The sequence below is a fragment of the Wenzhouxiangella sp. XN201 genome, from assembly GCF_011008905.1.
In the GTDB taxonomy this organism is placed as follows: domain Bacteria; phylum Pseudomonadota; class Gammaproteobacteria; order Xanthomonadales; family Wenzhouxiangellaceae; genus Wenzhouxiangella.
Genome location: NZ_JAAIVI010000017.1, coordinates 300,362 through 324,559 on the forward strand (window position 1 = coordinate 300,362; position 24,198 = coordinate 324,559).

At 64.6% G+C, this 24,198-nt stretch carries 26 protein-coding genes; 18 read left to right on the top strand and 8 right to left on the bottom strand.

Annotated elements, in window-relative coordinates; all coding sequences use genetic code 11:
* Positions 1–16: 16 nt before the first annotated feature.
* Complete coding sequence (locus tag G4Y73_RS01940) at positions 17–718, bottom strand: alanyl-tRNA editing protein (RefSeq protein ID WP_164228824.1); 702 nt, start codon at positions 716–718, stop codon at positions 17–19.
* 23 nt (positions 719–741) lie between these two features.
* Positions 742–1,722 carry an isoaspartyl peptidase/L-asparaginase gene (locus G4Y73_RS01945; protein WP_164228826.1) on the bottom strand — a complete coding sequence of 327 codons (981 nt, stop codon included), beginning with the start codon at positions 1,720–1,722 and terminating at the stop codon, positions 742–744.
* Positions 1,723–1,807: 85 nt separating this feature from the next.
* On the opposite strand from G4Y73_RS01945, the gene G4Y73_RS01950 reads away from it, so the two are divergent.
* Positions 1,808–2,215, top strand: coding sequence for an MAPEG family protein (locus G4Y73_RS01950; protein WP_164228828.1), 408 nt, complete (start codon positions 1,808–1,810; stop codon positions 2,213–2,215).
* 13 nt (positions 2,216–2,228) lie between these two features.
* Here G4Y73_RS01950 and G4Y73_RS01955 read toward each other — a convergent pair whose 3' ends face one another.
* Entirely contained in the window at positions 2,229–2,750 is a 522-nt protein-coding gene (locus G4Y73_RS01955) for an NUDIX hydrolase (RefSeq protein WP_164228830.1), read from the bottom strand.
* Between the two features lie 106 nt (positions 2,751–2,856).
* On the opposite strand from G4Y73_RS01955, the gene G4Y73_RS01960 reads away from it, so the two are divergent.
* Complete coding sequence (locus tag G4Y73_RS01960) at positions 2,857–4,305, top strand: hypothetical protein (protein ID WP_164228832.1); 1,449 nt, start codon at positions 2,857–2,859, stop codon at positions 4,303–4,305.
* On the opposite strand, the gene G4Y73_RS01965 is transcribed toward G4Y73_RS01960, so the two are convergent.
* Together G4Y73_RS01965 and G4Y73_RS01970 are read right to left on the bottom strand one after the other, a co-directional pair.
* Positions 4,266–5,216 carry a 5'-3' exonuclease H3TH domain-containing protein gene (locus tag G4Y73_RS01965; RefSeq protein ID WP_164228834.1) on the bottom strand — a complete coding sequence of 317 codons (951 nt, stop codon included), beginning with the start codon at positions 5,214–5,216 and terminating at the stop codon, positions 4,266–4,268. The genes G4Y73_RS01960 and G4Y73_RS01965 overlap by 40 nt on opposite strands.
* The gene (locus tag G4Y73_RS01970) at positions 5,216–5,815 is read right to left on the bottom strand and encodes an HNH endonuclease (protein ID WP_164228836.1); all 600 of its coding nucleotides are present in this window, start codon (positions 5,813–5,815) and stop codon (positions 5,216–5,218) included. Before G4Y73_RS01970 ends, G4Y73_RS01965 begins: the two co-directional genes overlap by 1 nt.
* 176 nt (positions 5,816–5,991) lie before the next feature.
* Between G4Y73_RS01970 and G4Y73_RS01975 the strand changes: the two genes are divergently transcribed.
* The gene (locus G4Y73_RS01975; protein ID WP_164228838.1) at positions 5,992–7,347 is read left to right on the top strand and encodes a Do family serine endopeptidase; all 1,356 of its coding nucleotides are present in this window, start codon (positions 5,992–5,994) and stop codon (positions 7,345–7,347) included.
* Positions 7,348–7,355: 8 nt separating this feature from the next.
* Here the strand turns inward: G4Y73_RS01975 and G4Y73_RS01980 are convergent, their stop codons facing one another.
* Together G4Y73_RS01980 and G4Y73_RS01985 are read right to left on the bottom strand one after the other, a co-directional pair.
* Positions 7,356–8,369: a hypothetical protein gene (locus tag G4Y73_RS01980; RefSeq protein ID WP_164228840.1), complete on the bottom strand. Its 1,014-nt coding sequence runs from the start codon at positions 8,367–8,369 to the stop codon at positions 7,356–7,358.
* Positions 8,366–8,878: a hypothetical protein gene (locus G4Y73_RS01985; protein ID WP_164228842.1), complete on the bottom strand. Its 513-nt coding sequence runs from the start codon at positions 8,876–8,878 to the stop codon at positions 8,366–8,368. Before G4Y73_RS01985 ends, G4Y73_RS01980 begins: the two co-directional genes overlap by 4 nt.
* A 146-nt stretch (positions 8,879–9,024) precedes the next feature.
* On the opposite strand from G4Y73_RS01985, the gene G4Y73_RS01990 reads away from it, so the two are divergent.
* From G4Y73_RS01990 to G4Y73_RS02005, 4 genes are read left to right on the top strand one after another with little or no spacing between them, the layout of a single operon-like run.
* Positions 9,025–10,140: an ABC transporter permease gene (locus G4Y73_RS01990; protein ID WP_164228844.1), complete on the top strand. Its 1,116-nt coding sequence runs from the start codon at positions 9,025–9,027 to the stop codon at positions 10,138–10,140.
* Complete coding sequence (locus G4Y73_RS01995) at positions 10,137–10,964, top strand: ATP-binding cassette domain-containing protein (protein ID WP_346426815.1); 828 nt, start codon at positions 10,137–10,139, stop codon at positions 10,962–10,964. The genes G4Y73_RS01990 and G4Y73_RS01995 overlap by 4 nt, the downstream gene beginning before the upstream one ends.
* Positions 10,937–11,905 (top strand): MlaD family protein, encoded by a 969-nt coding sequence (locus tag G4Y73_RS02000; RefSeq protein ID WP_164228846.1) that lies wholly within the window; start codon positions 10,937–10,939, stop codon positions 11,903–11,905. Before G4Y73_RS01995 ends, G4Y73_RS02000 begins: the two co-directional genes overlap by 28 nt.
* On the top strand, positions 11,902–12,522 hold the full coding sequence (locus G4Y73_RS02005; protein ID WP_164228848.1) for an ABC-type transport auxiliary lipoprotein family protein: 621 nt from the start codon (positions 11,902–11,904) through the stop codon (positions 12,520–12,522). Before G4Y73_RS02000 ends, G4Y73_RS02005 begins: the two co-directional genes overlap by 4 nt.
* Here G4Y73_RS02005 and G4Y73_RS02010 read toward each other — a convergent pair.
* Entirely contained in the window at positions 12,493–13,590 is a 1,098-nt protein-coding gene (locus tag G4Y73_RS02010) for a response regulator (protein ID WP_164228850.1), read from the bottom strand. The two genes, G4Y73_RS02005 and G4Y73_RS02010, sit on opposite strands and share 30 nt — an antisense overlap.
* Positions 13,591–13,808: 218 nt before the next feature.
* Between G4Y73_RS02010 and G4Y73_RS02015 the strand changes: the two genes are divergently transcribed.
* The 11 genes from G4Y73_RS02015 to rng all read left to right on the top strand — a co-directional run bounded on the left by G4Y73_RS02015 (position 13,809) and on the right by rng (position 24,147).
* Positions 13,809–14,288, top strand: a complete 480-nt coding sequence (locus G4Y73_RS02015) for a DUF2937 family protein (protein ID WP_164228852.1) — start codon at positions 13,809–13,811, stop codon at positions 14,286–14,288.
* A gap of 76 nt (positions 14,289–14,364) precedes the next feature.
* A complete protein-coding gene (locus tag G4Y73_RS02020; protein ID WP_164228854.1) occupies positions 14,365–15,732 on the top strand; it encodes a leucyl aminopeptidase family protein in 1,368 nt (455 codons plus the stop codon).
* 119 nt (positions 15,733–15,851) lie between these two features.
* Positions 15,852–16,337 carry an energy transducer TonB gene (locus G4Y73_RS02025; protein ID WP_164228856.1) on the top strand — a complete coding sequence of 162 codons (486 nt, stop codon included), beginning with the start codon at positions 15,852–15,854 and terminating at the stop codon, positions 16,335–16,337.
* 86 nt (positions 16,338–16,423) lie between these two features.
* Positions 16,424–19,012, top strand: coding sequence for a leucine--tRNA ligase (leuS, locus tag G4Y73_RS02030; RefSeq protein ID WP_164228858.1), 2,589 nt, complete (start codon positions 16,424–16,426; stop codon positions 19,010–19,012).
* Positions 19,012–19,503, top strand: a complete 492-nt coding sequence (gene lptE / locus G4Y73_RS02035) for an LPS assembly lipoprotein LptE (protein ID WP_164228860.1) — start codon at positions 19,012–19,014, stop codon at positions 19,501–19,503. The genes leuS and lptE overlap by 1 nt, the downstream gene beginning before the upstream one ends.
* Positions 19,500–20,519: a DNA polymerase III subunit delta gene (gene holA / locus G4Y73_RS02040; protein ID WP_164228862.1), complete on the top strand. Its 1,020-nt coding sequence runs from the start codon at positions 19,500–19,502 to the stop codon at positions 20,517–20,519. The genes lptE and holA overlap by 4 nt, the downstream gene beginning before the upstream one ends.
* Complete coding sequence (gene nadD, locus G4Y73_RS02045; RefSeq protein WP_164228864.1) at positions 20,516–21,163, top strand: nicotinate-nucleotide adenylyltransferase; 648 nt, start codon at positions 20,516–20,518, stop codon at positions 21,161–21,163. Before holA ends, nadD begins: the two co-directional genes overlap by 4 nt.
* 35 nt (positions 21,164–21,198) lie before the next feature.
* On the top strand, positions 21,199–21,579 hold the full coding sequence (gene rsfS / locus G4Y73_RS02050; RefSeq protein ID WP_164228866.1) for a ribosome silencing factor: 381 nt from the start codon (positions 21,199–21,201) through the stop codon (positions 21,577–21,579).
* 1 nt (position 21,580) lies between these two features.
* The gene (gene rlmH / locus G4Y73_RS02055) at positions 21,581–22,042 is read left to right on the top strand and encodes a 23S rRNA (pseudouridine(1915)-N(3))-methyltransferase RlmH (RefSeq protein WP_164228868.1); all 462 of its coding nucleotides are present in this window, start codon (positions 21,581–21,583) and stop codon (positions 22,040–22,042) included.
* A gap of 7 nt (positions 22,043–22,049) precedes the next feature.
* Complete coding sequence (locus G4Y73_RS02060) at positions 22,050–22,625, top strand: nucleoside triphosphate pyrophosphatase (protein WP_164228870.1); 576 nt, start codon at positions 22,050–22,052, stop codon at positions 22,623–22,625.
* A gap of 49 nt (positions 22,626–22,674) precedes the next feature.
* Complete coding sequence (gene rng / locus G4Y73_RS02065; RefSeq protein WP_164228872.1) at positions 22,675–24,147, top strand: ribonuclease G; 1,473 nt, start codon at positions 22,675–22,677, stop codon at positions 24,145–24,147.
* Positions 24,148–24,198 lie beyond the last annotated feature (51 nt).

The following is a 24,198-nucleotide window of genomic DNA, read 5'->3' on the forward strand; positions in this document are numbered from 1 at the left end:
TTCCCACCTTCCGTGATCAGCCGGCCAGTTCGAGCTTGACGCGCCGGTTCTGGCGACCCTTCTTCTCGATTTTCCGGACCCGCACCGGGCCGATCTCGCCGGTGCGCGCCACGTGCGTGCCGCCGCAGGGCTGCAGGTCGACACCGGGGATCTCGATCAGGCGGATGCGCCCGGCGCCCTTCGGCGGCGCCACCGACATCGTCTTGACCAGTTCGGGATGGGCCTCGAGTTCGGCCTCGTCGATCCAGCGTGACCCGACGGTGTGATCGGCGGCGATGAGCGCATTGAGTTCCCGCTCGACGTCTTCCTTGTCGGGCGGGTCGGGCAGGTCGAAGTCCAGCCGGCCCGAGCCGTCGGCGACCTGGCCGCCGGTCACCGGGTAGGGCAGCACGGCCGAGAGCAGGTGCAGACAGGTGTGCATGCGCATCAGGCGGTGGCGGCGCTCGAAATCGATTTCAGCCACCACCGACGTGCCCGGTTCGGGCACCGCTGCTCCCTCGACCAGGTAATGGACGATGCGGCCCTCGCCGTCGAGGCGCGTGTCGACCACGTCAGCCTGTTGGTCCGCCCAGCTCAGCTTGCCGATATCGCCGGGCTGGCCGCCGCCTTGCGGATAGAACACCGTGGCGTCGAGGATGACGCCGGCATCGGTCACTTCGGTGACGATGGCGCGGCAGCTTCGCTGGTAGGCATCGTCCCTGAATAGGGTCTGAGTCATGGCGGATCGTGTTGCCTTCTGAATTACTCGTCGCGATAGATGGCGATCTGCAGTTGTCCCTCGGTGTCGATGGTGGCCCGATACATGCCAGCGGTGTTGAACGGCATGGCGATATGGCCTTCGGCATCGATGGCAATCACGCCGCCGTCAGCACCGAGTTCCTTGAGGGTGCCGTTGATGATCGAGTCGGCGGCTTCGTGCAGTGTGGCGCCACCGTGGCGCATCAGGCTGCAGATGCTGTAGGCAACGACGTGGCGGATAAAGAATTCGCCGTGGCCGGTCGCCGAGACGGCGCATGAACGATTATCGGCATACGTGCCGGCGCCGATGATGGGCGAATCGCCAACCCGGCCCCAGCGCTTGTTGGCCATGCCCCCGGTGGAGGTGGCGGCGGCCAGGTTGCCGTCGGCGTCGAGGGCTACAGCACCGACGGTCGAGTACCAGTCCTCCGACAACTGGGTGGCGGCTTGTTCATCGGCCTGGATGGATTCGAGTTGTTCGCGCCGAAAGTCGGTGATGAACCAGTCCTCGTCCTTGAACTCCAGGCCGTGTTCTTCGGCGAAGCTCATGGCCCCTTCGCCCATCAGCATCACGTGCGGGGAGTCGTGCAGGACGCGTTTTGCGGCGTCGATCGGGTGGCGAATGCGCTTGACCGATGCCACTGCGCCGGCATTGAGGGTGCGGCCGTCCATGATCGATGCGTCCATCTCGACCGTGCCGGTGTTGGTCAGCACCGCGCCGCGGCCGGCATTGAATTCGGGTGCGTCCTCGAGAACGCGCAGGGCGGTTGCGACCGCCTCGAGCGACGGGCCGCCCGCTTCCAGCACTTCGTGGCCGGCGCGGATCGACTGTTCGAGGGCACTGCGAATGGCTTTCTCGCGTTCGGCTGTCATGTTCTCCGGCAGGATGGTGCCGGCGCCGCCGTGAATGGCGATGGCCACGGGCGATTCAGCCATAGCGGTGGTGCAGGCGAGCAGTGCTGCCAGGATCAGGGATCGTTTCATGTTGGATGGTCTTGCCGTTCATAGGGACCTGGAAGTCTAACACCCGGACTATACTGGCGATTTCGAAAAGAGAGAGCTTCCATTCATGTCACTGACCATTGTTCCGCTGCACGCCGGACTGCTGGCGTTGATCTTCCTGGGCCTGTCCTTGCGGGTGGTGTACCTGCGCCGGACTTTGCGCGTCGGCCTCGGCTCCGGCGGTCACGAGACGCTCGACCGAGCGGTTCGGGCTCACGCCAACTTTGCCGAGTATGTGCCGTTGGCGTTGCTCCTGCTGCTGTGCCTGGAGGCCGGTACGGCGCTCCCCGCGTGGGCGCTGAATGGACTGAGCCTTGTGTTGATCGTCGCTCGTGTGCTGCACGGCTTCTTCGGGCTCAATCGACAATCCGGCATTTCCTTCGGCCGTTTCTGGGGCACTGCCCTGACCTGGGTGGTGATTGGAGTGAGTGCGCTGTTGCTGCTGGCCACGGGGATTGGACGCTGGCTGGTCTGAAGCACCCCCGGGGTCAATCGCGCGGTCGCGACCAGTACAGCGCTGTATAGACCTTGGGGTCGATCGCCAGTCCAGCCTTGTACCGGGCCGACAGCCAGGCATCGATGTCGTCTCGACCCACGGCATGCACCGTGATGTCCTCGCTGTCGCCCCCGCCGCCCTCACCGACTTGCTCGAGCGCACTGGCCTGAACGAACACCGCCATTTCGTCGGTCATGCCGGCCGAGGTCGGGCAGGCCATGATCTCCTCGACCCGGCCGGCGCGCCAGCCGGTTTCCTCCTCGAGTTCGCGACGCGCGGCTTCGAGCAGCGGTTCGTCCTGCCGGCCGGCTTCATCGCCGACCAGTCCGGCCGGTAATTCGATCGTGCGGCGGTTGACGGGAATCCGGAACTGCTCGACCAGCAGCAGTTCATCGGCCGGCGTCCAGGCGACCAATACCGCCACGCGGTGATGGCGTGAAACCAGTTCCCAGCCGCTGCGTTCCACCAGCCGCAGGTAACGGCCGTCGTACAATAGGCTGCTTTGGTCAGACATGGGGCTCCTTGGAGTCGCGGTTGATCCGGCTGAACGAATCGGACAATCGGCAGTCCCAATGCCCGCAGTCGTCAACTCAGATTTTGGAATCCAGACAGGAAGAATTATGCGCATTTCCGCACTCGTGTTCACCCTGCTCGTCGGCTCGCTTGCGGCCCTCGGGGCTGCGGCTCAGTCCGCACCGGAACGGGCCGACAACTCTGACAATGCTTCGGCCGGGAAGCAGCAGCCGGCGCCGGGCCAGCAAATGGGGTACTGGTTTCAAAAGGCCGCCAATGCCTACCGCCGCCAGGACATCGAGGCCTGGGTCGAGGCCACCGAGGAGCTACACCGCCTGCGTCCCTATAACCAGGACTTCATGCGCCACCTGGTCGAGGGCAATGCCCGTCTCGGCGATCTCAGCGCCGCCTTCGACATGATGCTCAAGATGCAGCAGCAGGGCCTGTCGGAAAACTGGAGCGAGATCGACGCGGTCGAACCGCTTCGCGAGCACAACCTGTATAACCATCTCGAAACCCTGATGACGGAGGCCGGCGAGCCTTTTGGCGATGTCACCACCTGGTCCGAGCTGGGTACACAATACCCCATGCCCGAAGCCCTGGCGGTGGACGGCGAAGGCCGGGTTTTCGTCGGCACGGTGCGCGACGGCCTGATCCTGACCAGCGACAACGGTGAGGACTGGAACCGTTTCGCTTCGCCCGAGGACATCCCTGAGCTGCAGTCGGTCTTCGACCTGCTCGTCGACGCCCAACGCGGCCACCTTTGGGTGGCGACCGGCTCGGTCTCGCAGTTTCAGGGCGAGCCGCGCGAGGATGGCGTTCGCAGCGCTCTGCTGCGCCTGGATCTTGAGAGCGGCGAACTGCAGGAGGAGTATCCGATCAGCAGCGGCAGCGGCCGCAACCTGCTCGGATCACTCGCGCTCGCCGGAGACGGTACGGTGTTCGTGGCCGATACCCAGGCACCGATGATCTATCGGCTCGACCCGGGCGCCGAACAGCTCAGGCCATTCTTCGGTCATCCCAATTTCACCAGTCTGCGCGGTCTGGCACTGAGCGAGGACGACAGCCTGCTCTACGTCGCCGACTATGAGCTGGGAATCTTCGTCGTCGACACCACCGGCGGCAAACAAGCCTGGCACTTGGCCGTGCCGGAGACCTTCAATGCCGGCGGTATCGATGGGCTGTTTTTCTGGAACGATCACCTGGTTGCCATTCAGAACGCCATCACGCCGCAGCGCGTGGTGCGGCTGAAGCTTGGCGCCGACGGCCTGGGCGTGACCGCGGTGGCTCCGTTGGCGGCCGCACGGGAGGAATTCGACACGCCCACCTTTGGCGTGATGAACGGTCAGGATCTGTATTTCCTCGGTGCCAGTCACTGGCAGCACGTCGATCGCGAGGGTAATCCGGTCGACGAACTCTCGCCGGTGCCGATCATGACGCTCGACGTCGATAACGCCTCGGTGCAGGTGGTCGGCCAGGACATTCTCGATCAGCTCAAGCGCCAGAGTAGGGAAGCTCAGTCATCCGACGAAGGTGAGGGGGACGGCGAGGGCTGATCGCGCAGGCGGTGGAGCCGTTCGCGTAGCGGGCGGCCGAAGCCGAGCCCGTCGAACAGGGCATCCAGGGCGTCGCCGTCGCCGGTCGTCCTGGCCAGGCCGCCGTTTTCGGCCAGCTTCGGTACCTCGCAGTGAAGCCCGGTCAATTCGCGCGCGAGGCGGGCGGCGGCCTCGTGCTCACGCAGTTTTCTCGCCAGCGTTTTCGCGCCGCGGATGCTGAGGTATTCAATCTCGTCGAGCCGATCATAGATCGAGTCGAGGGTGTCGAAATGCCCCAGCAGGGCGACGGCGGTCTTGGGCCCGACCCCGGGCACCCCGGGTATGTTGTCGACCGCGTCGCCGGTCAGGGCCAGGAAATCGGCAATCTGGTGCGGATACACGCCGAAGTGCTCGAACACACCGCGATGGTCCAGGCGTCGGCGGCGCGAGAAGTCCCACCAGTGATCGTTACCGTCCTGCAGCAGTTGCGCCAGATCCTTGTCGCCGGTGACCACGCATACCGGTTGATTGCGCACACGGCATTGGGTCGCCAGGGTTGCGATCAGGTCATCGGCCTCGTAATAGCCGTCCGCATGTACCTGGACGCCGAGTGAGCGGCTGAGATCCTGGCACCAGGCGAACTGCCGTTTGAGTTCTTCGGGGGCGGGCTCGCGATTGGCCTTGTAGGCGGGGTAGATCTCGTTGCGAAACGAGGTGGTCAGCGACTCGTCGAAGGCCACGGCGATGTGTTCGGCCCGGGTCTGTTCGAGCAGCTCGCACAAAAAGCGGGCGAAGCCGTAAACGGCGTTGGTCGGCCGGCCGTGGGGATCAACGAAGCGGTCCGGCATCGAATACCAGGCGCGGAAGATGTAGACGCTGGCGTCGACCAGATAGGCCTGCTGGCGCTGCGGGTTCGGCGGTACTTCGGGCATCAGGCGATGCCGGTCAGGCGCTTTCTGAGTACGCTGTTGCGTGGGAAATGGGCCAGCAGGAATTCCATCTGGTCGGCCAGGATGCGCCGCCCCTGCAGGTAGACGTACTCGGCATGGGTCGGCGTGAACGGAATGGCCAGCAGTTGCATGCCGGCTTGTTCCGGCGTGAGTGAGCCCTTGTGGTTGTTGCAGCGCTTGCAGGCCGTGACCACGTTGGCCCAGGTGTCCTGCCCACCCTGCGCCAATGGCTGGACATGGTCGCGTGAGAGCGCACGCTCGCCAAACTGCTCGCCGCAATACAGGCACAGGTTTTCATCACGCCGGAACAGGGCGCGGTTCGAAAGCGGCGGGGTGTAGCGGTCGTAGAAACGATGGGCGTCGGGATGCGAGCCGTGGGTGGCAATGATGGCATTGACCGGAATTTCGGTCCGCCTGCCGCTGCAGGCGTTGATGCCGCCATGCAATCGATACAGCACACTGCCAAGCGAATAGCAGACCTGTTCGAGAACGATCAGCCGAACCGCATCCTGGTAGCCGATCCATTCGAGCGGCATTCCGGTCACGTCAGTGCGCAGTACTTGCTGGTCGAGATTCAGCATCTGGTGCTCCGCAAGTCAGCCGACCCCAAGATGTTGGGTAGCGAATTCCCGATTGCGCCTTTATCATCCCGATTTTGTGGTCAATTGCAAGCCTTGGCGGACGGGTTGAACCCGCAAGCGCCTGTCCAGTCCAAGCCGGCGTTGCAATGCATAGCGATCCATTTCGAGGCCTGGTCATGACGAACCGATTCCCGTTCGCCCTTTTTCTGTTTCTGATGCTGGTTGTCCGGTCCGCTTCGGCTGCGCTGCCGGCCGAGGTCGACGGTGAGCCCGTTCCGTCGCTGGCCCCGATTCTCGAGGAGGTCATGCCGGCGGTGGTCAACGTGCATACGCGCACGCGGGTGCAGGTGCGTACCAGTCCTTTTTTTGACGACCCTTTCTTCCGCCGTTTCTTCGACTTTCCGAGCGTGCCGCGTGAGCGCGTTCAGCAAAGCCTGGGCTCGGGCGTGATCGTCGATGCCGAGGGTGGCTACGTGCTGACCAACAATCACGTCATTGACGGCGCCGACGACATCGCTGTTCGTCTCGAGGATGGCCGCGAGCTGTCGGCCGAGTTTGTCGGCTCCGACCGCGACACCGACCTGGCCGTGATTCGCGTCAAGGCCGAGGACCTGTACGAGTTGCCGCTCGACGAGTCCGACCGACTCCGGGTCGGCGATTTCGTCGTCGCCGTGGGCAACCCTTTCGGCCTGGGCCAGACAGTCACCTCGGGCATCGTCTCGGCGCTGGGCAGGCAGGGCCTGCGCGGTCTCGAGTACCAGAATTTCATCCAGACCGATGCGTCCATCAATCCCGGCAACTCCGGCGGCGCGCTGATCGATTTGCGCGGCCAGCTGGTCGGCATCAACACTGCGATCTTCACGCCCTCGGGCGGCAATGTCGGCATCGGCTTCGCCATTCCGGCCAGCACGGCCGCGCATGTCATGTCGCAATTGATCGAGTTCGGCGAAGTCCGGCGCGGTTCATTCGGCGCGGAAGTGCAGGATCTCAACGAGGAACTGCGCGAGGCGCTCGAGCTGGAAACCACCCGCGGGGCGGTGATCACGCAGATGAGCGAGGACTCGGCCCTGCGCGAAGCCGGGCTCGAGGCCGGCGACGTGATCGTCGCTATCGACGGCCGGCCGGTCGAGAATGCCCAGGGCCTGCGCAATATCGAGGGTCTGCTGGCGGTCGGCACACGTGTGCGCGTCGAGTACCTGCGTGGCGGCGAGGAGCAGTCTGTGCGCGTGCCCATCGAGGAAGACCTCGACGCCCGCATCTCGGCGCATCGCCTCGATGAGCGTCTCGAGGGCGCCCGGCTGGTTCGTATCCCCGACCGCAGCCGTGTTCTTGGCGTGCTGGTCGAGGAAGTGCGGCGCAACTCTTCGGCCTGGGATGCCGGCCTGCGGGCTGGCGATGTGATCGTCGCGGTCAACCGCAGTGCGGTGCGCAGCCTGGGTGAACTGCGTGAGCAGTTCCCCGTTGCCGAAGACCGCGAACTGATGTTGGAGATCCGCCGGCGGGGCGTGGGCTACCTGGTGACTTTCGAGTAGCTCGGCGTTTATTGCTCGAAACGGTCGTGGAAGATGCCGCCGCCACTGAGTGTGTCGTTGAAAAACCAGTTGACACTGCCGGTGGATCCGAGGGTGATCGTCCCGGTTGTAATTCGCAAGTGGTTGGCGGGCAGGCCAGCGCTTGTCGCCGACACGTTGCAGACGCCGAATCCGCCGCCCGTCATCTCGACGGTGATGTCGCAACTATCAGATATGCCGCCGTAAACCAGCTCTATATCGTAGTCGTCAGCGGTACCCTGATCTTCATCGGCACCTGAACGGCCGATGCGGAGGGTGGTAGCGTCTTCATTGTGAATTTGACGCTGGGTTTCCTGGTTTAGTGTTAGTTGATTCATCACACCTTCGCCGGCACCCTCGCCGCGCAATTGCGACACATCATAGGAGGCGATTTCCACAAACGCGTGCCCCCCGGGGAGATCGGCAACATCATTGGAGTAAGTGTCCAGATCGATCTCTGACTCGAACAGGAACGGATCATTACTGCCGATCCGGAACCAGTTGAGATTGACATCGTCACCGCGCTGATCGTCGCGGCTTCCACGCACACCGTCGCCGCCAATACCAAGATCGTAGCTGCCGCCGGTCTTGAGTGTCTTGGCGTAATCCCAGTCGTCGGGGTCGGGAAGGTTGGATTCATTGGCCAGGTTGGGATGGGCCAGCCCGATGCAATGTCCGACCTCGTGCAGCAGCACGCTCTCGATATCGAATTCGTTGTTGTCCAGTTGGGGATCGCCGCGGGTAACATTGCTCTTTGACGGCTGGAAGGTGTTCCATGTATTGATTGCGTTCCGTACCGGAATCTCCAGATCGCTCTGGCTTTCGGAAGTCGTTGCGATGCAAACCGAGATACTGAGCGTGCCTCCGGCGCCGGTGTAGCCGATCGGGTGCACAATGATATCCGGGTTCTCCTGACTCTCTGCAAAAATAAATGTGCCGGCCGATGCACTGGCACTCAGTGCGGCGCCAACTGCAAGGGCCAGAATGCTGCGGGTCGTTTTCATGGCTGAAGCTCCCGCACATGCTCCCGCATCCAATCGGCCAAGTGTCGCGCGATATCGGCAACCGCCGCCATCTCGTGGCCGTCGGGCAGGTTGCGCGCCCAGATTTCCGGCGACGGGGCGGTCACGCGATTGCTGCCGCGGCTGGCGTCATTGAGTTCGATGGTGACCGGGTCGGCATCGGTGACCACGGCATGCTCCAGGGTCCCCTGCCGACTCTCCAATTCCACTAGGCTTCGAGCATCGACCCCCGCAATCGGTGCGGCCAGATTGAGCAAAGCCTCACGTTCGGCCGAGCTGACTTGCCAGCGGTAATCTCCGGCCTGTGGACTGTAGAAGGGGAAATGCAGCTCGACGAAATCGTCATCGAACAACACCAGACGGAAGGTATTGTCTTCGTGGGCTACCTGGGCGTGGGTGCGTTCGTAAATGAGCAGGGGTTGGGACGCGAGGGCTGGCAGCGCGAAGACTGCGAGCATGATGGCGGCTATCAAGTGCAAGGGCCTGACCATGGGTCACCTCCCCAAGTGGTGCGGCGCCGAGTGGCGGGGCTGTCGAGTCTAGCACCGTCCTTCAAGGTCGTCGAATGGCTGCCCACCCGCGTCGGCGGGTTTCTGCTAACTTGTAGCCAGTCCCCAGTCGGCTGCACTCTGGCCTGATGCCTGAAGCCCCAAGAATCGATCGTGATCCCGACCAGCCCGAGCGGCTCGTTGCGAGCGGCGCGTGGTGGCTGGATGCGGCGCCGGATCTTGATCAACTGGTGCATCGGCTCGACGGCAGCGCCGAAGTGCTGGACGCGAGCGAAATAGAACGTCTGGACGCGGCCGGAGCACTGCTGCTGCTCAGGATTGCCGAGCGCGTGGCCATCGATCATGCGGCAATCAATCTCCAGCCCGAGCACCAGGCCCTTTTCGACGTGGTGGCCGGCGCCATGCGCTCCGAATCTGAGGATCAGGAGGCGCCACTGCCGCCGTTGTGGCAGGAATGGCTGGGCGATATCGGGCGGGCGATGACGGGTGCGGGTGGCAACCTGCGCCTGATGGTGGGCTTTCTCGGATTGGCGCTGGCACGTTTTTTTGCCACCGTTCTGCGACCGGCCGAATGGCGGGTCACTGCCACTGTGCATCACATGCAGCAGACCGGGCTGAATGCGCTGCCGCTGGCCGCCTTGCTGAGCTTCCTGGTCGGTGCAGTGGTGGCGTATCTCGGAGCGACCGTGCTCAGGGATTTCGGCGCCGTGCTGTTCGTGGTCGATCTGATTACCTATTCCTTCCTGCGCGAATTCGGCGTATTGCTGACCGCCATTCTTCTGGCCGGCCGCACGGCCAGTGCGTTTACCGCTCAGATCGGCACCATGAAGTCGCGCGAGGAAATCGACGCCATGCGGACGCTCGGCCTGGATCCGATCGTGGTGCTGGTGCTGCCGCGACTACTGGCCCTGATCGTCATGCTGCCCATCCTGGCGCTGCTGGCCACGGCAGCGGGGTTTCTCGGTGGCCTGGCGGTTTGTGTGCTGGCCCTCGACATCGAGCCGAGCATGTTCCTCCACCGCATGCAGGAGATGGTTGAACTGCGGCACTATCTGGTCGGACTGGCGAAGGCGCCGTTGTTTGCCGCCACGATCGCGCTGATCGGCTGCCTCGAGGGCTTCAAGGTTGCCGGTACAGCGCAGTCGGTGGGTGAGCGCACCACATCAGCGGTCGTACAGAGCATCACCTGGGTGATCGTCATCGACGCCCTGGCGGCCGTGTTCTTTATGGAGTTGGGCTGGTGAGCGCGGTACATCGACAGGGTGAGCCGGTGATTGCCGTGCGCGGCCTGGTCAATCGCTTCGGCACGCATACGGTTCACCAGGGCCTGGACCTTGACGTCAACCGCGGAGAAATCCTCGGTGTGGTCGGCGGATCGGGCAGCGGCAAGTCGGTATTGATGCGTGCCATCCTGGGACTCCGTGCGGCGCAGGCCGGCACGATCGAGGTATTGGGCCAGCGCATCGATCCGGCACGTGAAACCCGGCGCCTGCTGCGGCGTCGTACCGGGGTGCTGTTCCAGGACGGTGCATTGTTCTCATCGCTGACGGTGCGAGAGAACGTGGAGGTGCCGCTGAGTACGCATTTTCCGGAGCTGTCGGCCGAACTGCGCCTCGCGCTGGCCCGGCTGAAGATCCGACTGGTCGGGCTGCCGCTATCGGCCTGTTCGAAGTTTCCCTCGGAGCTATCCGGCGGCATGCGCAAGCGTGCCGGCCTGGCCCGGGCGCTGGCACTCGATCCGGAGTTGCTTTTTCTCGACGAGCCCACCGCCGGCCTGGATCCGATCGGTGCGGCTGCTTTCGACGAGTTGCTGCGCACCCTGACCGATGCACTCGGCCTGACGGTATTCCTGATCACGCACGATCTTGATACGCTCTATGCCATCTGCGACCGCATCGCCGTGATTGGTGAGCAACGCATCCTGGTCAGTGGCACGCTGGCGGAGGTGGCCGCTTTCGACCATCCCTGGGTGCAGGACTATTTTCACGGACCGCGGGCGCGCCAGGCCGGTGCGGCACACACAAGCGAGAGACGCCAAAAATGGAACCACGGGCCAACCACGTCCTGATCGGGGCCTTCACGCTGCTCGGCGCGATCCTGCTCGTGTTCGGCGGCCTGTGGTCGGCCCGCTGGGCCAGCGACCAGGCCTGGCAGCAGATCGAGGTCCATTTCCTGCAGCCGGTCAGCGGGCTGAGTGACGGCTCGGTGGTGCAGTACAACGGCATCAACATGGGCAGCGTGCGTGACCTGAACCTGTCGCCCGATGATCCGGGCCGCGTCATCGCCGTGATCCGGATTCAGGCCGAAGCGCCGTTGCGTGAGGACACCACGGCTCGCCTTTCGGTTTCCGGCCTGACCGGTGTTTCGACCATTCAGCTTCGGGGTGGCAGCGCCGACAGTCCGCCACTGAAAGCCGAGGCGGGACAGGACGTGCCAATCATCATCGCCGAGGAGTCGGGCCTGCAGCGTCTGATCGAGACTTCCGAGGATATTGCCAGCACGGCCAGCCAGGTGATGCTGCGCTTGCTGGAGTTCCTCAGCGAGGAAAACGCCGAGCGAGTCAGTACCACGCTCGACAACATCGATCGATTCACGCAGGTGCTGGGCGGCGAAGGCGAGCGCATCGGCGAGATCGTGGCCAACCTGCACCGTGGCAGCCAGGACCTGGTGCCGCTCATGGCGGACCTGCGCCGGGTTGTGACCGACATCGCCGACGCGTTCGAGCAGCTCGAGCCGAGCCTGGTCGAAACCTTCCCCGAGGCCGGCGAGGAATTGCGGGATGCCATGGCGAAGCTGGCCGAGGCCTCCGAGCGCATCGATGGCATGGTCGCGCGCAACGAGGCCGCAGTGGCCGGCTTCGGCGACGAGGTGCTGACGCCGATGGGTCCGGCCGTGCAGGAGTTCCGCCGCCTGATCGACGAGCTTTCGGCGCTGACCGAGAAGATCGAGCGTAATCCCGCCGGGTTCCTGCTCGGCGGCGAAAAAGCCGAGGAGTATCGACCGCAATGAGGACGCTCACCAAAAGATGGATTTTCCTGCTGACGGCCTCGTTGGTCCTGTCGGCCTGCACCATCGGTGGCGCGGAACGCAATTTCCGCGTGCTGGCGCCACAGCTTGACACAATCGGGCCGGGTGACCAAACGCCGCTCGAAGCCGTGCTGTCCGTGGCCCGACCACAGGCCGACCGCACCCGTGATTCGAGAAGCATCCTGGTGCGTCGCGGTCGCAGCCTGATGCCCTGGGCCGGCGTGGCCTGGAACGACCGCGCGCCCGACCTGGTGCAGGATTTGCTGGTCGATGCGCTCGACGGTCGCGTCGCCACCGTCGGTCGGCACGGCGCCCTGGTCGCCGATCACCGGCTGGACATGGAGCTCAGGCGTTTCGAGCTGGTCGAGGAAGGCGGCTCGCTCGAGGCGGAGCTTGAGTTGACCGTTCGTCTGCTCGATCGCTTCGGGGTGATCGTCGACACGATCAGGATCGGCGAGCGCGAAGCCACCGGCGGTGGTGATGTCGAGGCTGCGGTTGCGGCCATGGAGACCGCGCTGGAGCGGGGGTTCGGGACGCTGGCCGAGTGGCTGCGGGAGCGGCTCCCTGGCTCAGTCCAGCCTGTCCCAGGGACGGCGTGATTCTCTCCGAAAGCCCTGGCGTTTTCCCGCCTCGATGGCTTCGATCAATGGGCGCAGCTGCTGCTCGAGCCTTGCCAGGAACGGCCGCAGCTGGTCCTGATCGCCGCGCTCGATCATGCGCAACGCCTGTTCGAGGTCCGGCAGACTGGGCTCGTTCCTCGAGGGCTGCACCGGAACAGTTTCGCCGGCAAGACCTTCATCGATGATCTGGGCTGCGTCGCGACCGTTCGGTGGCGGCGGCACCTGGACGACGAACCCGGGTCGGACGGCGAGCGCCGCCTCGTCAGTGCCCAGGCCGAGTTCATCGAGATCGGGCAGGAAGCGCGACTTGAGTGTTTCGGCGCCCTCGGCGGTGGTCGCCGGCAGCAGGAAGGTGAAGCACTCTTCGCCGGAACGGAACACGGTATCCTCGCGCCGGATTCGCCGGCTCAGGGTCTCACCGATGCGACCCATGGCCCGCGCAGCGTGCGTTCTGCCCAGGTCTTCGAGCAATTCGGTCAGGCCGTCTAGCCTGAGGTGCATCATCGCCAGCGGCTGCTGGTGGCGGTGCGCAAAGCTCATTGCCTGGAGTAGCCGTTCCTCCAGGTAGCGCCGGTTGCCCACACCCGATTCGGTGTCGACATGGTGGTCCTGCTCGAGCAGGCGCAGGCGGCGACTCGACTCGCCGGTGCGGGCGTAGGCCCGCGCGCGGGCCATCAGTTCACTGGCCTGGAAGGGCTTGGAGATGAAGTCGGTTGCACCCAGTCCGAGCGCATCCCGACGGCGCTTCTCGCCGTCTTCTTCACCGGTAATGAGCACCATCGGCATGTCGGCCAGCTCGCGGCGCTCGGAGGTACGCATCTGCTTGAGCAAATCCAGTCCGCTCTTGCCAGTCATGAACAGGTCGGAAAAGACCGCCTGGATCTCACGGTCGGTCTGCAGCAACTCCCAGGCCTGCTCGGCGGATTCGGCCAGTGCCAGATCAAAGTCCTGGCCGAGAATGCGCACGGCACAGGCGCGCATCAGTCTGCTGTCGTCGACAAACAGGATGCGGGGGCGGACGGTTTGATGGTCGGTTGCGACGCTCATGAGTACCTACATGCAAATACCGCGCCATCTTTCGGTTTTACTTGCGCGAGTTCAAATTGTAGACCGTATTGTCGAGGATTTTCCGGTTTCGGGGGGGTGGATCGGCCGCGCGCCCGCGGCGCCTTGGTGACAGCAACGGTCAGTTGACGGCATTCGGCGCCAAGCGCCGGCCATGGCCTGGCTTGACTTGCTGCAAGGGTGGTCGGAGACTGCATGGCATGGGATGGGTCGGCCGCAAGTTCGACAATCTGGGCAGCGCTGTTTCCGGGGCCGGCGGCGGCATGGGTTTGTCGCAGGCACCCGCCTTTACCCAGGCTTACTTGCAGCGCCTTGGGGGGCATCTCGACGAGGCGCGGCGTACGCTCGATCTGGTCGAGCGCGGTGTGCTCGTCCCGGATTTGACCGCCGCCGAGCGGGCGCAGGCAGCCCATGGCTTTGCCGATCGGGTGACCGAACTGGAAGCGACCTATTCGGCCATTGCCGAGGCTTCTCCCCTGATGCAGCCCGTGCTGATGCTGCGCCACGCCGACAGCGAGATCGCTCAGCGGGCCTGGGAGGTTTTCACGCCGGCAGTACCTGTGGATGCGCCTTCATTGATATGGACCGGCGTCGGTGTGCTGCTGGCGCTGCTGATCTACGAACTGGTCAAGTCACCGGGTGCGCTGGTGCGCCGCCGGAGAGGCCGGTCGGGCTACTGAGGCGGGGGATTTTCGGTGGAGTCCCGGACCGGATGCGCTATCCTGTCGGCCTGTTTCCCAGCCAGCGAAATCACCCATGTTCATTGACTCGTCGAGCCGATCCATTCCCGTTTATTCCGTCGACAAGGCGGGCCTGGAAAGCTGGAAGCAATCGGCCCCGCCGGCCTGGCGCGACTGGGTCGAGGCCAGCGGGTTCAAGGCCGGCGCCGGCAGTCACCTGCTGGTGCCGGGCGAGCACGGCGGCATCGGGGCCGTACTGGCCGGGCGGGAAAGCACCGACCGCCTGTGGGCCCTGGCGCACCTGCCGGCCGCCCTGCCCGAGGGCGATTATCACCTCGAGGTCGACTGGGCCGACGAGGAACGTGACCGCGCCGCAGTCGGCTGGGGCCTGGGCGGCTATCGCTTTGATCGCTACAAGCAGCTCGATCGCCCGCGCGCCCGCCTGGTGCTCGATGGTTCTGAGCCCGAACGCGTGCGAGCCTTCGTCGATGCATCCTGTTTCGTGCGTGACCTGGTCAATACGCCGGCCATCGACCTGGGTCCGGGCGAGCTGGCCGAGACGGCCGAAGGACTGGCGGATGAGCGCGCTGCCGATTTCCAGGTTTTTCAGGGTGAACGGCTTGAGCGCGAGTTCCCGGCCATCCACGTGGTCGGCCAGGCGGCCAGCCGCGCGCCACGCCTGATCCGCATGCAGTGGGGGCGCGAGGATGCGCCGGCCCTGGCGCTGGTTGGCAAGGGCGTGATCTTCGACTCCGGCGGTCTCAACATCAAGCCCGGTTCCGGCATGGTGCTGATGAAGAAGGACATGGGGGGTGCCGCCCATGTGCTCGGCCTGGCCAAGCTGATCATGACCCTGGGCCTGGACGTGAATCTGCGGGTCTATATCCCGGCCGTCGAGAATGCGATCGCCGGCAATGCTTACCGGCCGTCGGACATCATTCGCACCCGCAAGGGCACCAGCGTGGAGATCGGCAATACCGATGCCGAGGGCCGCGTGGTGCTTTCCGACGCGCTGACCCTGGCTTCGGAAGAGGGCGCCGAGCGCATCATCGATTTTGCCACCCTGACCGGCGCGGCCCGCGTCGCCCTGGGCGAGGACCTGCCGCCGATCTATGCCCGCGATATCGACTCGGCCCGGACAATCCAGGACCTCAGCTTCGCTGTCGAGGATCCGCTCTGGCAGATGCCCCTGTTCGAGCCTTATCGGCAGCAGATCCAGCCGGCCATCGCCGACATCTCCAACACCGGTACCAGCAGTTTCGGCGGCAGCCTCACCGCGGCCCTGTTCCTCGATCACTTTGTCGAATCCGGCATCGACTGGTACCACCTCGATATCTACGCCTGGAACCTTTCTGACCGACCGGGCCGGCCGGCTGGCGGCGAAGCGCAGGGTTTGCGCTCAATCTGGCAATGGCTGGCCGATGTCTACGGCACGCCGGACTGATCCACGGTTTGCTGCGAAGGGGTTGCGATGCCTACGAAACGAGTGTCTCGCGTCGGGTTTGGCGTTAGGATAAGTGTTCCATTTGAAGGCGCGACAGGCGCATCTCGAGGAGTGAAGCTATGCGTAATCTGTGGATTCTGATGTTGATTCTGGCGCTGGCGGCTTGCCAGTCCGAGGAAGAGGGCCAGATCGAGGAAGCCGGCGACGAGGCGGCCGAAGCGGTCGATGAGGCCGGGGAAGAGGCGGCAGAGGCCTGGGACGAGGCCGAAGATGCCGCCGATGAGGCGGCCAGTGAGTCCGAAGCGGCTGCCGAGCGGCTGTGGGAACGCGCTCGAGAATTGGCCGAGGACGCCCGCGACAAGACCAATGAAGCCCTGGCGGTTGCCGAGGAAGAGGGTGGTGAAGCCTGGGAAGAAGCCCGCGAGGCGGCCGAGCGCGCGCAGGAGCGTGCCGCAGAAGCCTGGGAAGAGGCTAGCCAGTATGCCGGCGACAGCTGGGAAGGCGCCAGCGCCCGGGCCCGCGATGCCTGGAACGAAGCCCAGGAGACCTGGAACGAGCTTTTGGAAAAGGCTGACGAATCCGTCGAGGACGACGGCGATCAGTAATTCGGCTCCCCGCCGAACGAATGCGCCGCCCCGCCACGGGGCGGCGCCTGTTTTGAATCGAAGTATCTGCAGGATCCAGACAGACGGTGTCAGATAGTTACCAGCCCGGCCGAATCGAGCCGGAGATGCAGCGCCATTGGGAAGAAAACCATGCTGACCGGGCCGAGTCCGGTGGCGGCGAGCGTTTCTACTGCCTCAGCATGTTTCCCTACCCCTCGGGCAAGTTGCACATGGGCCACATGCGCAACTACACCATCAGCGACGTCATCTCGCGCTACCACCGCATGCAGGGCAGGCGTGTGCTCCAGCCGATGGGCTGGGACGCCTTCGGCCTGCCGGCAGAGAACGCCGCCATGGCCAACAGTGTGCCTCCGGCGAAATGGACGCGCGACAACATCGAGCATATGCGCGGCCAGCTCAAGCAGTTGGGCTTCGCCATTGACTGGGAGCGCGAGCTGGCCACCTGCGACCCCGAATACTACCGCTGGAACCAGTGGTTTTTCCTGCGCCTGCTCGAGCGCGGCATCGCCTACAAGAAGACCGGCACCGTCAACTGGGATCCGGTCGACCAGACCGTGCTGGCCAACGAGCAGGTCATCGACGGCTGCGGCTGGCGCACCGGCGCACCGGTGGAAAAGCGCGAAATCCCGATGTACTACCTGCGCATCACCGACTATGCCGAGGAGTTGCTCGAGAGCCTCGACCAGCTCGAAGGCTGGCCCGAGCGGGTGCGCACCATGCAGGCCAACTGGATCGGCAAGAGCGAGGGCGCCGAAATCGAGTTCAGCTGCGGGGGTGAAACCATCAAGGTATTCACCACGCGTCCGGACACGCTGATGGGCGCGACCTTCATGGCCGTGGCCGCCGAACACCCGCTGGCGAAGCAGGCCGCCGAGAACGATCCTGCCCTGGCCGATTTCATCGCCGAGTGCCAGAAGGGCGGAGTATCGGAAGCCGATATCGCCACCCAGGAAAAGAAAGGCATGGACACCGGTCTGAAGGCCGTGCATCCGCTCACCGGTGACGAGTTGCCAGTGTGGGTCGCCAATTACGTGCTGATGGCCTACGGCGAAGGTGCGATCATGGCGGTGCCCGGCCACGACGAGCGTGATTTCGAGTTCGCCAACAAGTATGGCCTGCCCATCCGGCAGGTGATCAGCCTGCCCGACGAGCAGGAATACGACGATCGAAACTGGCACGACGACTACGCCGCCAAGGAAGGCCACCTGGTCAATTCCGGGCCCTACGACGACCTCGAGTGGTCGAAGGGATTCGAGGCGATCGTCGCCGAGCTGGAAAAGCAGGGTGCCGGTCGTGCCCGGACCCAGTTTCGCCTGCGCGACTGGGGGATTTCGCGCCAGCGCTACTGGGGCTGCCCGATTCCGATCATCCACTGTGATGCGTGCGGGGACGTGCCGGTGCCGGAATCTGACCTGCCGGTGGTCCTGCCCGAAGAGCTCGTCCCGGACGGCTCGGGCAACCCGCTCAACCGTTGCGGGGCCTTTCTGGACACGACCTGCCCGAAGTGCGGCGCGCAAGCGAAGCGCGAGACCGACACGATGGACACCTTCGTCGATTCGTCGTGGTATTTCCTGCGCTTCACCGGCCCGGACAACGATCGCGCCATGGTCGACGAGCGCGCCGATCAGTGGATGCCGGTCGACCAGTACATCGGCGGTATCGAGCACGCCATCCTGCACCTGCTCTATGCGCGTTTCTGGACCAAGCTGATGCGTGATGAGGGCCTCGTCGGTATCGACGAGCCGTTCGCCCGCCTGCTCACCCAGGGCATGGTGCTGGCCGAAACCTACTATCGCGAGGACCGATCGGGTCGCAAGACCTGGTTCAACCCGGCCGACGTCGAAGTCCAGCGCGACGCCAAGGGGCAGATCGTCAAGGCGGTGCTCAAAGATGACGAAAAGCCGGTCACGCCCGGCGGCATCGAGAAGATGGCCAAGTCCAAGAACAACGGCGTCGATCCGCAGTCACTGGTCGATACCTACGGCGCCGACACCGTGCGCCTGTTTTCGATGTTTGCCGCCCCACCCGAGCAGTCGCTGGAATGGTCGGAGGCGGGCGTGGAAGGTGCCTGGCGTTTTCTCAAACGCCTGTATGCCGGCGTTCAGGCCCATGTTGCTGACGGCGCCTTGCCCGGCGGCAAGCCCGAACAACTCGAAGGCCCCGCACGTGAGTTGCGTACCCGCCTGCACGAGACCATCGCCAAGGTCGGCGACGACATGGGCCGGCGGCAGACTTTCAATACCGCGATCGCGGCGATCATGGAATTCTGCAACGAGCTGCAGCGTTTCGAAGCCGAGGACGAGCCGGGCCGAGTACTGCTGCAGGAAGCCTGGGAGGCCGTGGTGCGCCTGATCGCCCCGGTCGCGCCACATATCGCCGAAGCGCTTTGGCGCGACCTCGGCCGCGACGGCTCGGTATTCGAGGCCGGGTGGCCGGCCGTGGACGACGCTGCGCTCCAGCGCGCAGCGGTAACCGTGGTCGTGCAGGTCAACGGCAAGGTTCGCGGCCGGGTCGAAGTGGCGCCGGGTGCAGACCAGGATACGGTACAGGCCGCTGCCCTGGCCGACGACAACGTGGCCCGCCACGTCGAGGGCAAGACCGTGCGCAAGGTGATCCTGGTGCCCGACAAGCTGCTCAATATCGTGGTCGGCTGATGCACCGCGTAGTCTTCACCGTGTTGCTCGTCTCGCTGCTGGCCGCCTGCGGATTCCAGCTCCGGGGCGAGGCTCGTTTGCCGGCCTTCATGGACCGCACTTTTGTGGCGGCAGCAGATGACAGCACCCTGTTCGTGCGCGAACTCGGCCTGTTGCTGGAGGCCAACGGGGTCGAGCGCGTCAGCCATTCGGATGGGCAAGCGGCCACCTTGCGCATCGAATCGCAGAGCATGTCGCGGCAGCCGCTGTCGGTTTCGGGCCAGGCGCGAGTGCGTGAATACCTGCTGGTCTTCGAGGTGAATTGGCGGCTGGAAGACCCCTCTGGCGAAGTCGTGCTCGAGCGCGACCGGATGCGCATCACGCGTGACTACAGTTTCGATGAAAACGAGATTCTGGCGGCTCAGCGCGAGGAAGAGTTCCTGCGCGACGATCTGAGCCGCTCCATGGCGTCACGTCTGGTCCGGCGCCTGGAAGCGTTGGCGGGCTCGTGAAACTGTTTCCCGAAAAACTGCCGCAGCGCCTGAAGCAGGGACTGGACCCGGTCTACCTGGTCGCCGGGCAGGAGCCCTTGCTGATCGAAGAAGCCTGCGATGCAATCCGAAGCGGGGCACGCGAGGCCGGCGTGGCAGAGCGGATTGTGCTTGAAGCCGATGCGCGCTTCGACTGGAGTCAGCTCGGTAGCGCTACCGAGACCAGTTCCCTGTTCGCCACCCAGCGCCTGGTGGAAGTGCGCCTGCCTTCGGGCAAGCCCGGTCGCGAAGGGGGCTCGGTGCTACGCGATTTCGTTGGCCGGGGCGGTGACGACATCCTGCTGGTCAAGTGCGATGAGTGGGAGATCAGGAGCGAGAGCACGGCCTGGGTCAAGGCGCTCGATGCCGCCGGCGTCTATGTGCCGTGCTGGAAGGTCAAGCCGAATCGGCTGCCGCAGTGGATTGCCGCGCGCATGCGAAGCCGCGGCCTGAATGCCGACGCCGCCGCCAGTCGCTTCCTGGCCGAGCGCCTCGAGGGCAACCTGCTGGCCGCCGCGCAGGAAATCGAGCGCCTGGCGTTGCTTTATCCGGGCGGGCAGGTCGGGCTCCAAGAAGTCCGTGCGGCAGTGGCCGACAGCGCGCGCTTCGATAGTTTCCGACTGGTCGAGCTGGTCTTTTCCGGTCAGCCGGGCGCTGCGCTGCGCTGCATCCGCGGCTTGCGCGAGGCCGACACGCCGATGCCGCTGATCGTCGGCGCGCTGGCGCGCGAGCTCCAGACCATCGGCAGTTTCCAGCTGCTCTCGCGCCAGCACTCCGCAGCGCAGGCTTTCACCGCCCTCAAGGTGTGGAAATCTCGGCAGCAGGCGATTGCCGATGCGGCACGTCGGCTTTCGCCCCGGGTCGTACGTGAGTCCTTGTCGCAGCTGTCCGAGCTGGACCAGCTTTCGAAATCGACCGGGCGTGATGCCTTCTGGCTGTGTCTGGAGCGACTGAGCGTGGCGCTGGCGACCAACCGGCCGGAGTATTGCGCGGCATGATCCGGGCCACCGCCATCTTCGGCGGCACCTTCGATCCGGTCCATTACGGGCACCTGCGCGCGGCCGCCGAGGTTTGCGAGAAACTCGGGGTCGATGATTTTCGGCTGCTGCCGGCCGGCCAGCCACCGCACCGGGATCATACCGGGGCCGAGGCCTATCATCGCCTGGCCATGCTGGAACTGGCGCTGGCGCCTTATCCGGACCTGGCGGTGGACGAACGCGAAGTGCGCCGCGAAGGTCCGTCTTACATGGTCGATACCCTGGCCACGATCAGGGAGGAAGCCGGCCAGCGCCCGATCCTGTTCTGCCTGGGCCAGGATGCGGCCAACCAGCTCAGCGGTTGGCACCGCTGGCGTGAACTGTTCGATCTCGCCCACCTGGTGGTGATGAAACGCCCGCGCAGCCGGCCGCGCTACAGCGGGGAGGTGGCCGAGGTGCTGCGCGATCGCCGGGTGCGCAGCGTAAGGAAGCTGTCGGAGGCCCCGGCCGGGCGGGTCTGTACCGTTGGCGTCACGCAACTGGCGATCTCCTCGACCGATATTCGCAACCAGTTGGCAGAAGGGCGCGATCCGCGTTTCCTGCTGCCGTCCACGGTGCTGGCCTATATCCGCAAGCACGGCCTGTACGGTTGCGGTGAAAGCTAGCCGGACAAGGCGTAAAATGGAGCCTGAATCCACCCATGAGTGACTCCTTGAGCGACAAGCAAAGACTCGACCCGCAGGCTCTGCGGGATCTCGCGGTTTCCACCCTCGAAGACGCCAAGGCGCAGGACATCCAGGTCATCGACCTGGTCGAGCGCAGCAGCTTCGCCGATTACATGATCATTGCTTCGGGCACCTCGTCGCGGCAGGTCAAGGCCATGGCCGATCGCCTGGTCCAGCGCGCCAAGTCTCGCGGTATCCAGCCGCTGGGCGTCGAGGGCGCCGACGAATCCCAATGGGTGTTGGTCGACCTGGCCGACGTGATCGTTCACGTCATGCAGCCGCAGACGCGCGCTTTTTACAACCTCGAGAAACTCTGGACGGCACCGCCGGCGACGCGAACCAGCGCCGGGGGCTGACATGCGTCTGACGGTCGCCGCGGTGGGCACCCGCATGCCCGGCTGGGTGGCGGAAGGCTGGGAGGAATATGCCCGCCGGATGCCGGCCCATCTTGCTCTCGACTTGGTCGAGGTGGCGGTCGCAGGCAAGGCCGGGGCCGGACGCGAGCAGGGCGTGGAAGGCGAGCGCCTGCGCCAGAAGTTGCCCGAACGAGCCCGCATCGTCGCCCTGGAGATCACGGCTCGGCCCTGGTCGACCGAAAAGCTGGCCGAACGCCTGGAACAATGGCAACTCGAAGGCGACCCGGTCTGCTTCCTGATCGGTGGCGCCGACGGCCTTGATACGGATCTGCTGGCCGCGGCCCACGAACGCTGGTCCCTGGGCCCGGCCACCCTGCCGCATATGCTGGTTCGCGTGTTGGTGGCTGAGCAGCTGTATCGGGCTTCGATGATTCTTGCCGGGCATCCGTATCATCGCGCTTAACGATCCCATGAACGATCGCAAACGCCTGATTCTCGCTTCCGCCTCCCCTCGCCGCCGCGAACTGTTGTCGCTGTTCGACATCGATTTTGATGTCCGGCCGGCGCATATCGATGAGTCGGTCGGCGAGGGTGAGGTGCCGACTGACTACGTGCGACGCATGGCGCGGGAAAAGGCGCTGGCCATGCAAGTGCGAGGTAACGGATGTTTCGTGATCGGCTCGGATACTGCCGTCGTGCTCGATGGAGAAATTCTCGGCAAGCCGCTCGATGATGACGAGGCGAGCAACATGCTCGCGGCGCTCTCCGGTCGCGAGCATGAAGTGTTGTCGGCTGTCGCCCTGGTGGCACCGGACGGCCGGATCGATGAGCGCCTGAGCGTCACAGCGGTCGACTTAGCCGAGCTGCCCGCCGCCTGGATCGCGCGCTATGTCGCGTCCGGCGAGCCGCACGACAAGGCCGGGGCCTATGGCATCCAGGGCGCGGCCGGGGTCTGGGTGCGTCGCCTGACCGGCAGCTACAGCGGCGTCGTCGGCCTGCCCCTGTTCGAGACCGGCGAGCTGCTGCGTGAGGCCGGATTGGCCTGATCGGGTGCTATTCTTGCCTGCAGTGACCTGAAACGGCGGGAATGGCCCTGTGAGCGACGAAATCCTGATCAATGTCTCGCCCACCGAGCGACGGGTAGCGGTGGTCGAAAGCGGGCTGCTGCAGGAGCTCTACATCGAGCGTAGCGGCGAGTCCAGCTATGTCGGCAACATCTATCAGGGCCGGGTCGAGCGTGTGCTGCCGGGCATGCAGGCGGCTTTCGTTAATATTGGCCTGGAGCGCACGGCGTTTCTGCATGCGGCCGACATCGTTCCGCGTCAGCCCGAACTCGACGAAAACGGTGAAGCGCGTCCCATTCCGCTGATCACCGAGTTGATCAGCCAGGGGCAGCAGTTGCTCGTCCAGGTCATCAAGGACCCGCTCGGCAGCAAGGGCGCGAGACTGACCACCCAGCTGAGCATTCCCTCGCGTTATCTGGTGCTGCTGCCCGGGGTCGACAGTCTGGGCGTATCGGTGCGTATCGAGGTCGAGGAGGAGCGCGACCGACTGCGCGGCCTCCTGCGTGAGTGCCTTGGCGAAGCGACGGGGCACGGCTTCATCATCCGCACCAATGCCGAAGGCGTGGAGCGCGAAGCGCTCGAACGCGACGTCGATTACCTGCGCCGCCTCTGGCCGCGTATCGAAGTCGATGCCTCCGATGCAGTGGCCGGGCAGTGCGTTTACGAGGATCTTTCGCTGCCGTATCGGTCACTGAGGGATTTGATGCATGCCGGGATCGAGAAGGTGCGCATCGACGATCGCGAAACCTGGCGGCGGGCGGTGAAGTTCGCCGGTGAGTTTTTTCCCGAGTGGGTCGACCGGATAGAGTTTTACGACGGCGAGGGTCCGCTGTTTGACCTCTACGGGGTCGAAACTGAAATCGAGCGTGCGCTCAATCGCACCACGCCGCTGAAATCCGGTGGTCACCTGACCATTGATCAGACCGAGGCGATGACCACCGTCGACGTCAATACCGGTTCCTACCTCGGTCACCGCAACCTCGAAGAAACCATCTACAAGACGAATCTCGAAGCGGCGCAGGCAATCGCGCGCCAGCTCAGGTTGCGCAATCTCGGCGGCATCATCATCATCGATTTCATCGACATGACCGATGTTGATCACAAGCGCCAGGTCTTGCGTACCCTGCAGCGTGCCCTGGAGCGTGATCATGCCCGCACCACGGTGTCGGACATCACCGACCTGGGCCTGGTCGAGATGACGCGCAAGCGCACGACCGAAAGCCTGGAGCATCGCCTGTGCGAGCCCTGTCCGGCCTGCGAGGGCCGCGGCCGGGTCAAGAGCGTGGATACGGTCTGTTCGGAAATTTTCCGGGAGATCCTGCGCGCGGTGCGCCAGTTCGAGACGGGTCAGATGCGCGTCATGACCAGCCCGCCGGTCGTCGATCGCATGCTCGAAGAGCATCATCGTTCGCTGGCAGAACTGACCGAGCAGCTCGGCACCAGCATCTGCTTCCAGCCCGAGGAGCAGTACGGGCAGGATCAGTTCGACGTGGTACTGCTTTGAGTTCGGAGGTAAAGACAGTTCGTCGAACGCGCCTCGGAACGGCGCTGCAGC

Excerpts from the sequence above, each read along its gene's own strand:
- G4Y73_RS01940 (WP_164228824.1), bottom strand. The coding sequence starts at position 718 with ATGACTCAGACCCTATTCAGGGACGATGCCTACCAGCGAAGCTGCCGC.
- G4Y73_RS01945 (WP_164228826.1), bottom strand. The coding sequence starts at position 1,722 with ATGAAACGATCCCTGATCCTGGCAGCACTGCTCGCCTGCACCACCGCT.
- G4Y73_RS01950 (WP_164228828.1), top strand. The coding sequence starts at position 1,808 with ATGTCACTGACCATTGTTCCGCTGCACGCCGGACTGCTGGCGTTGATC.
- G4Y73_RS02000 (WP_164228846.1), top strand. The coding sequence starts at position 10,937 with ATGGAACCACGGGCCAACCACGTCCTGATCGGGGCCTTCACGCTGCTC.
- G4Y73_RS01985 (WP_164228842.1), bottom strand. The coding sequence starts at position 8,878 with ATGGTCAGGCCCTTGCACTTGATAGCCGCCATCATGCTCGCAGTCTTC.
- nadD (WP_164228864.1), top strand. The coding sequence starts at position 20,516 with ATGATCCGGGCCACCGCCATCTTCGGCGGCACCTTCGATCCGGTCCAT.
- G4Y73_RS01960 (WP_164228832.1), top strand. The coding sequence starts at position 2,857 with ATGCGCATTTCCGCACTCGTGTTCACCCTGCTCGTCGGCTCGCTTGCG.
- rlmH (WP_164228868.1), top strand. The coding sequence starts at position 21,581 with ATGCGTCTGACGGTCGCCGCGGTGGGCACCCGCATGCCCGGCTGGGTG.
- G4Y73_RS02020 (WP_164228854.1), top strand. The coding sequence starts at position 14,365 with ATGTTCATTGACTCGTCGAGCCGATCCATTCCCGTTTATTCCGTCGAC.
- G4Y73_RS01955 (WP_164228830.1), bottom strand. The coding sequence starts at position 2,750 with ATGTCTGACCAAAGCAGCCTATTGTACGACGGCCGTTACCTGCGGCTG.
- G4Y73_RS01975 (WP_164228838.1), top strand. The coding sequence starts at position 5,992 with ATGACGAACCGATTCCCGTTCGCCCTTTTTCTGTTTCTGATGCTGGTT.
- lptE (WP_164228860.1), top strand. The coding sequence starts at position 19,012 with ATGCACCGCGTAGTCTTCACCGTGTTGCTCGTCTCGCTGCTGGCCGCC.
- G4Y73_RS01990 (WP_164228844.1), top strand. The coding sequence starts at position 9,025 with ATGCCTGAAGCCCCAAGAATCGATCGTGATCCCGACCAGCCCGAGCGG.
- G4Y73_RS01965 (WP_164228834.1), bottom strand. The coding sequence starts at position 5,216 with ATGCCCGAAGTACCGCCGAACCCGCAGCGCCAGCAGGCCTATCTGGTC.
- G4Y73_RS01980 (WP_164228840.1), bottom strand. The coding sequence starts at position 8,369 with ATGAAAACGACCCGCAGCATTCTGGCCCTTGCAGTTGGCGCCGCACTG.
- G4Y73_RS02025 (WP_164228856.1), top strand. The coding sequence starts at position 15,852 with ATGCGTAATCTGTGGATTCTGATGTTGATTCTGGCGCTGGCGGCTTGC.
- G4Y73_RS02060 (WP_164228870.1), top strand. The coding sequence starts at position 22,050 with ATGAACGATCGCAAACGCCTGATTCTCGCTTCCGCCTCCCCTCGCCGC.
- rsfS (WP_164228866.1), top strand. The coding sequence starts at position 21,199 with ATGAGTGACTCCTTGAGCGACAAGCAAAGACTCGACCCGCAGGCTCTG.
- G4Y73_RS02005 (WP_164228848.1), top strand. The coding sequence starts at position 11,902 with ATGAGGACGCTCACCAAAAGATGGATTTTCCTGCTGACGGCCTCGTTG.
- G4Y73_RS01970 (WP_164228836.1), bottom strand. The coding sequence starts at position 5,815 with ATGCTGAATCTCGACCAGCAAGTACTGCGCACTGACGTGACCGGAATG.
- G4Y73_RS02015 (WP_164228852.1), top strand. The coding sequence starts at position 13,809 with ATGGGATGGGTCGGCCGCAAGTTCGACAATCTGGGCAGCGCTGTTTCC.
- G4Y73_RS02010 (WP_164228850.1), bottom strand. The coding sequence starts at position 13,590 with ATGAGCGTCGCAACCGACCATCAAACCGTCCGCCCCCGCATCCTGTTT.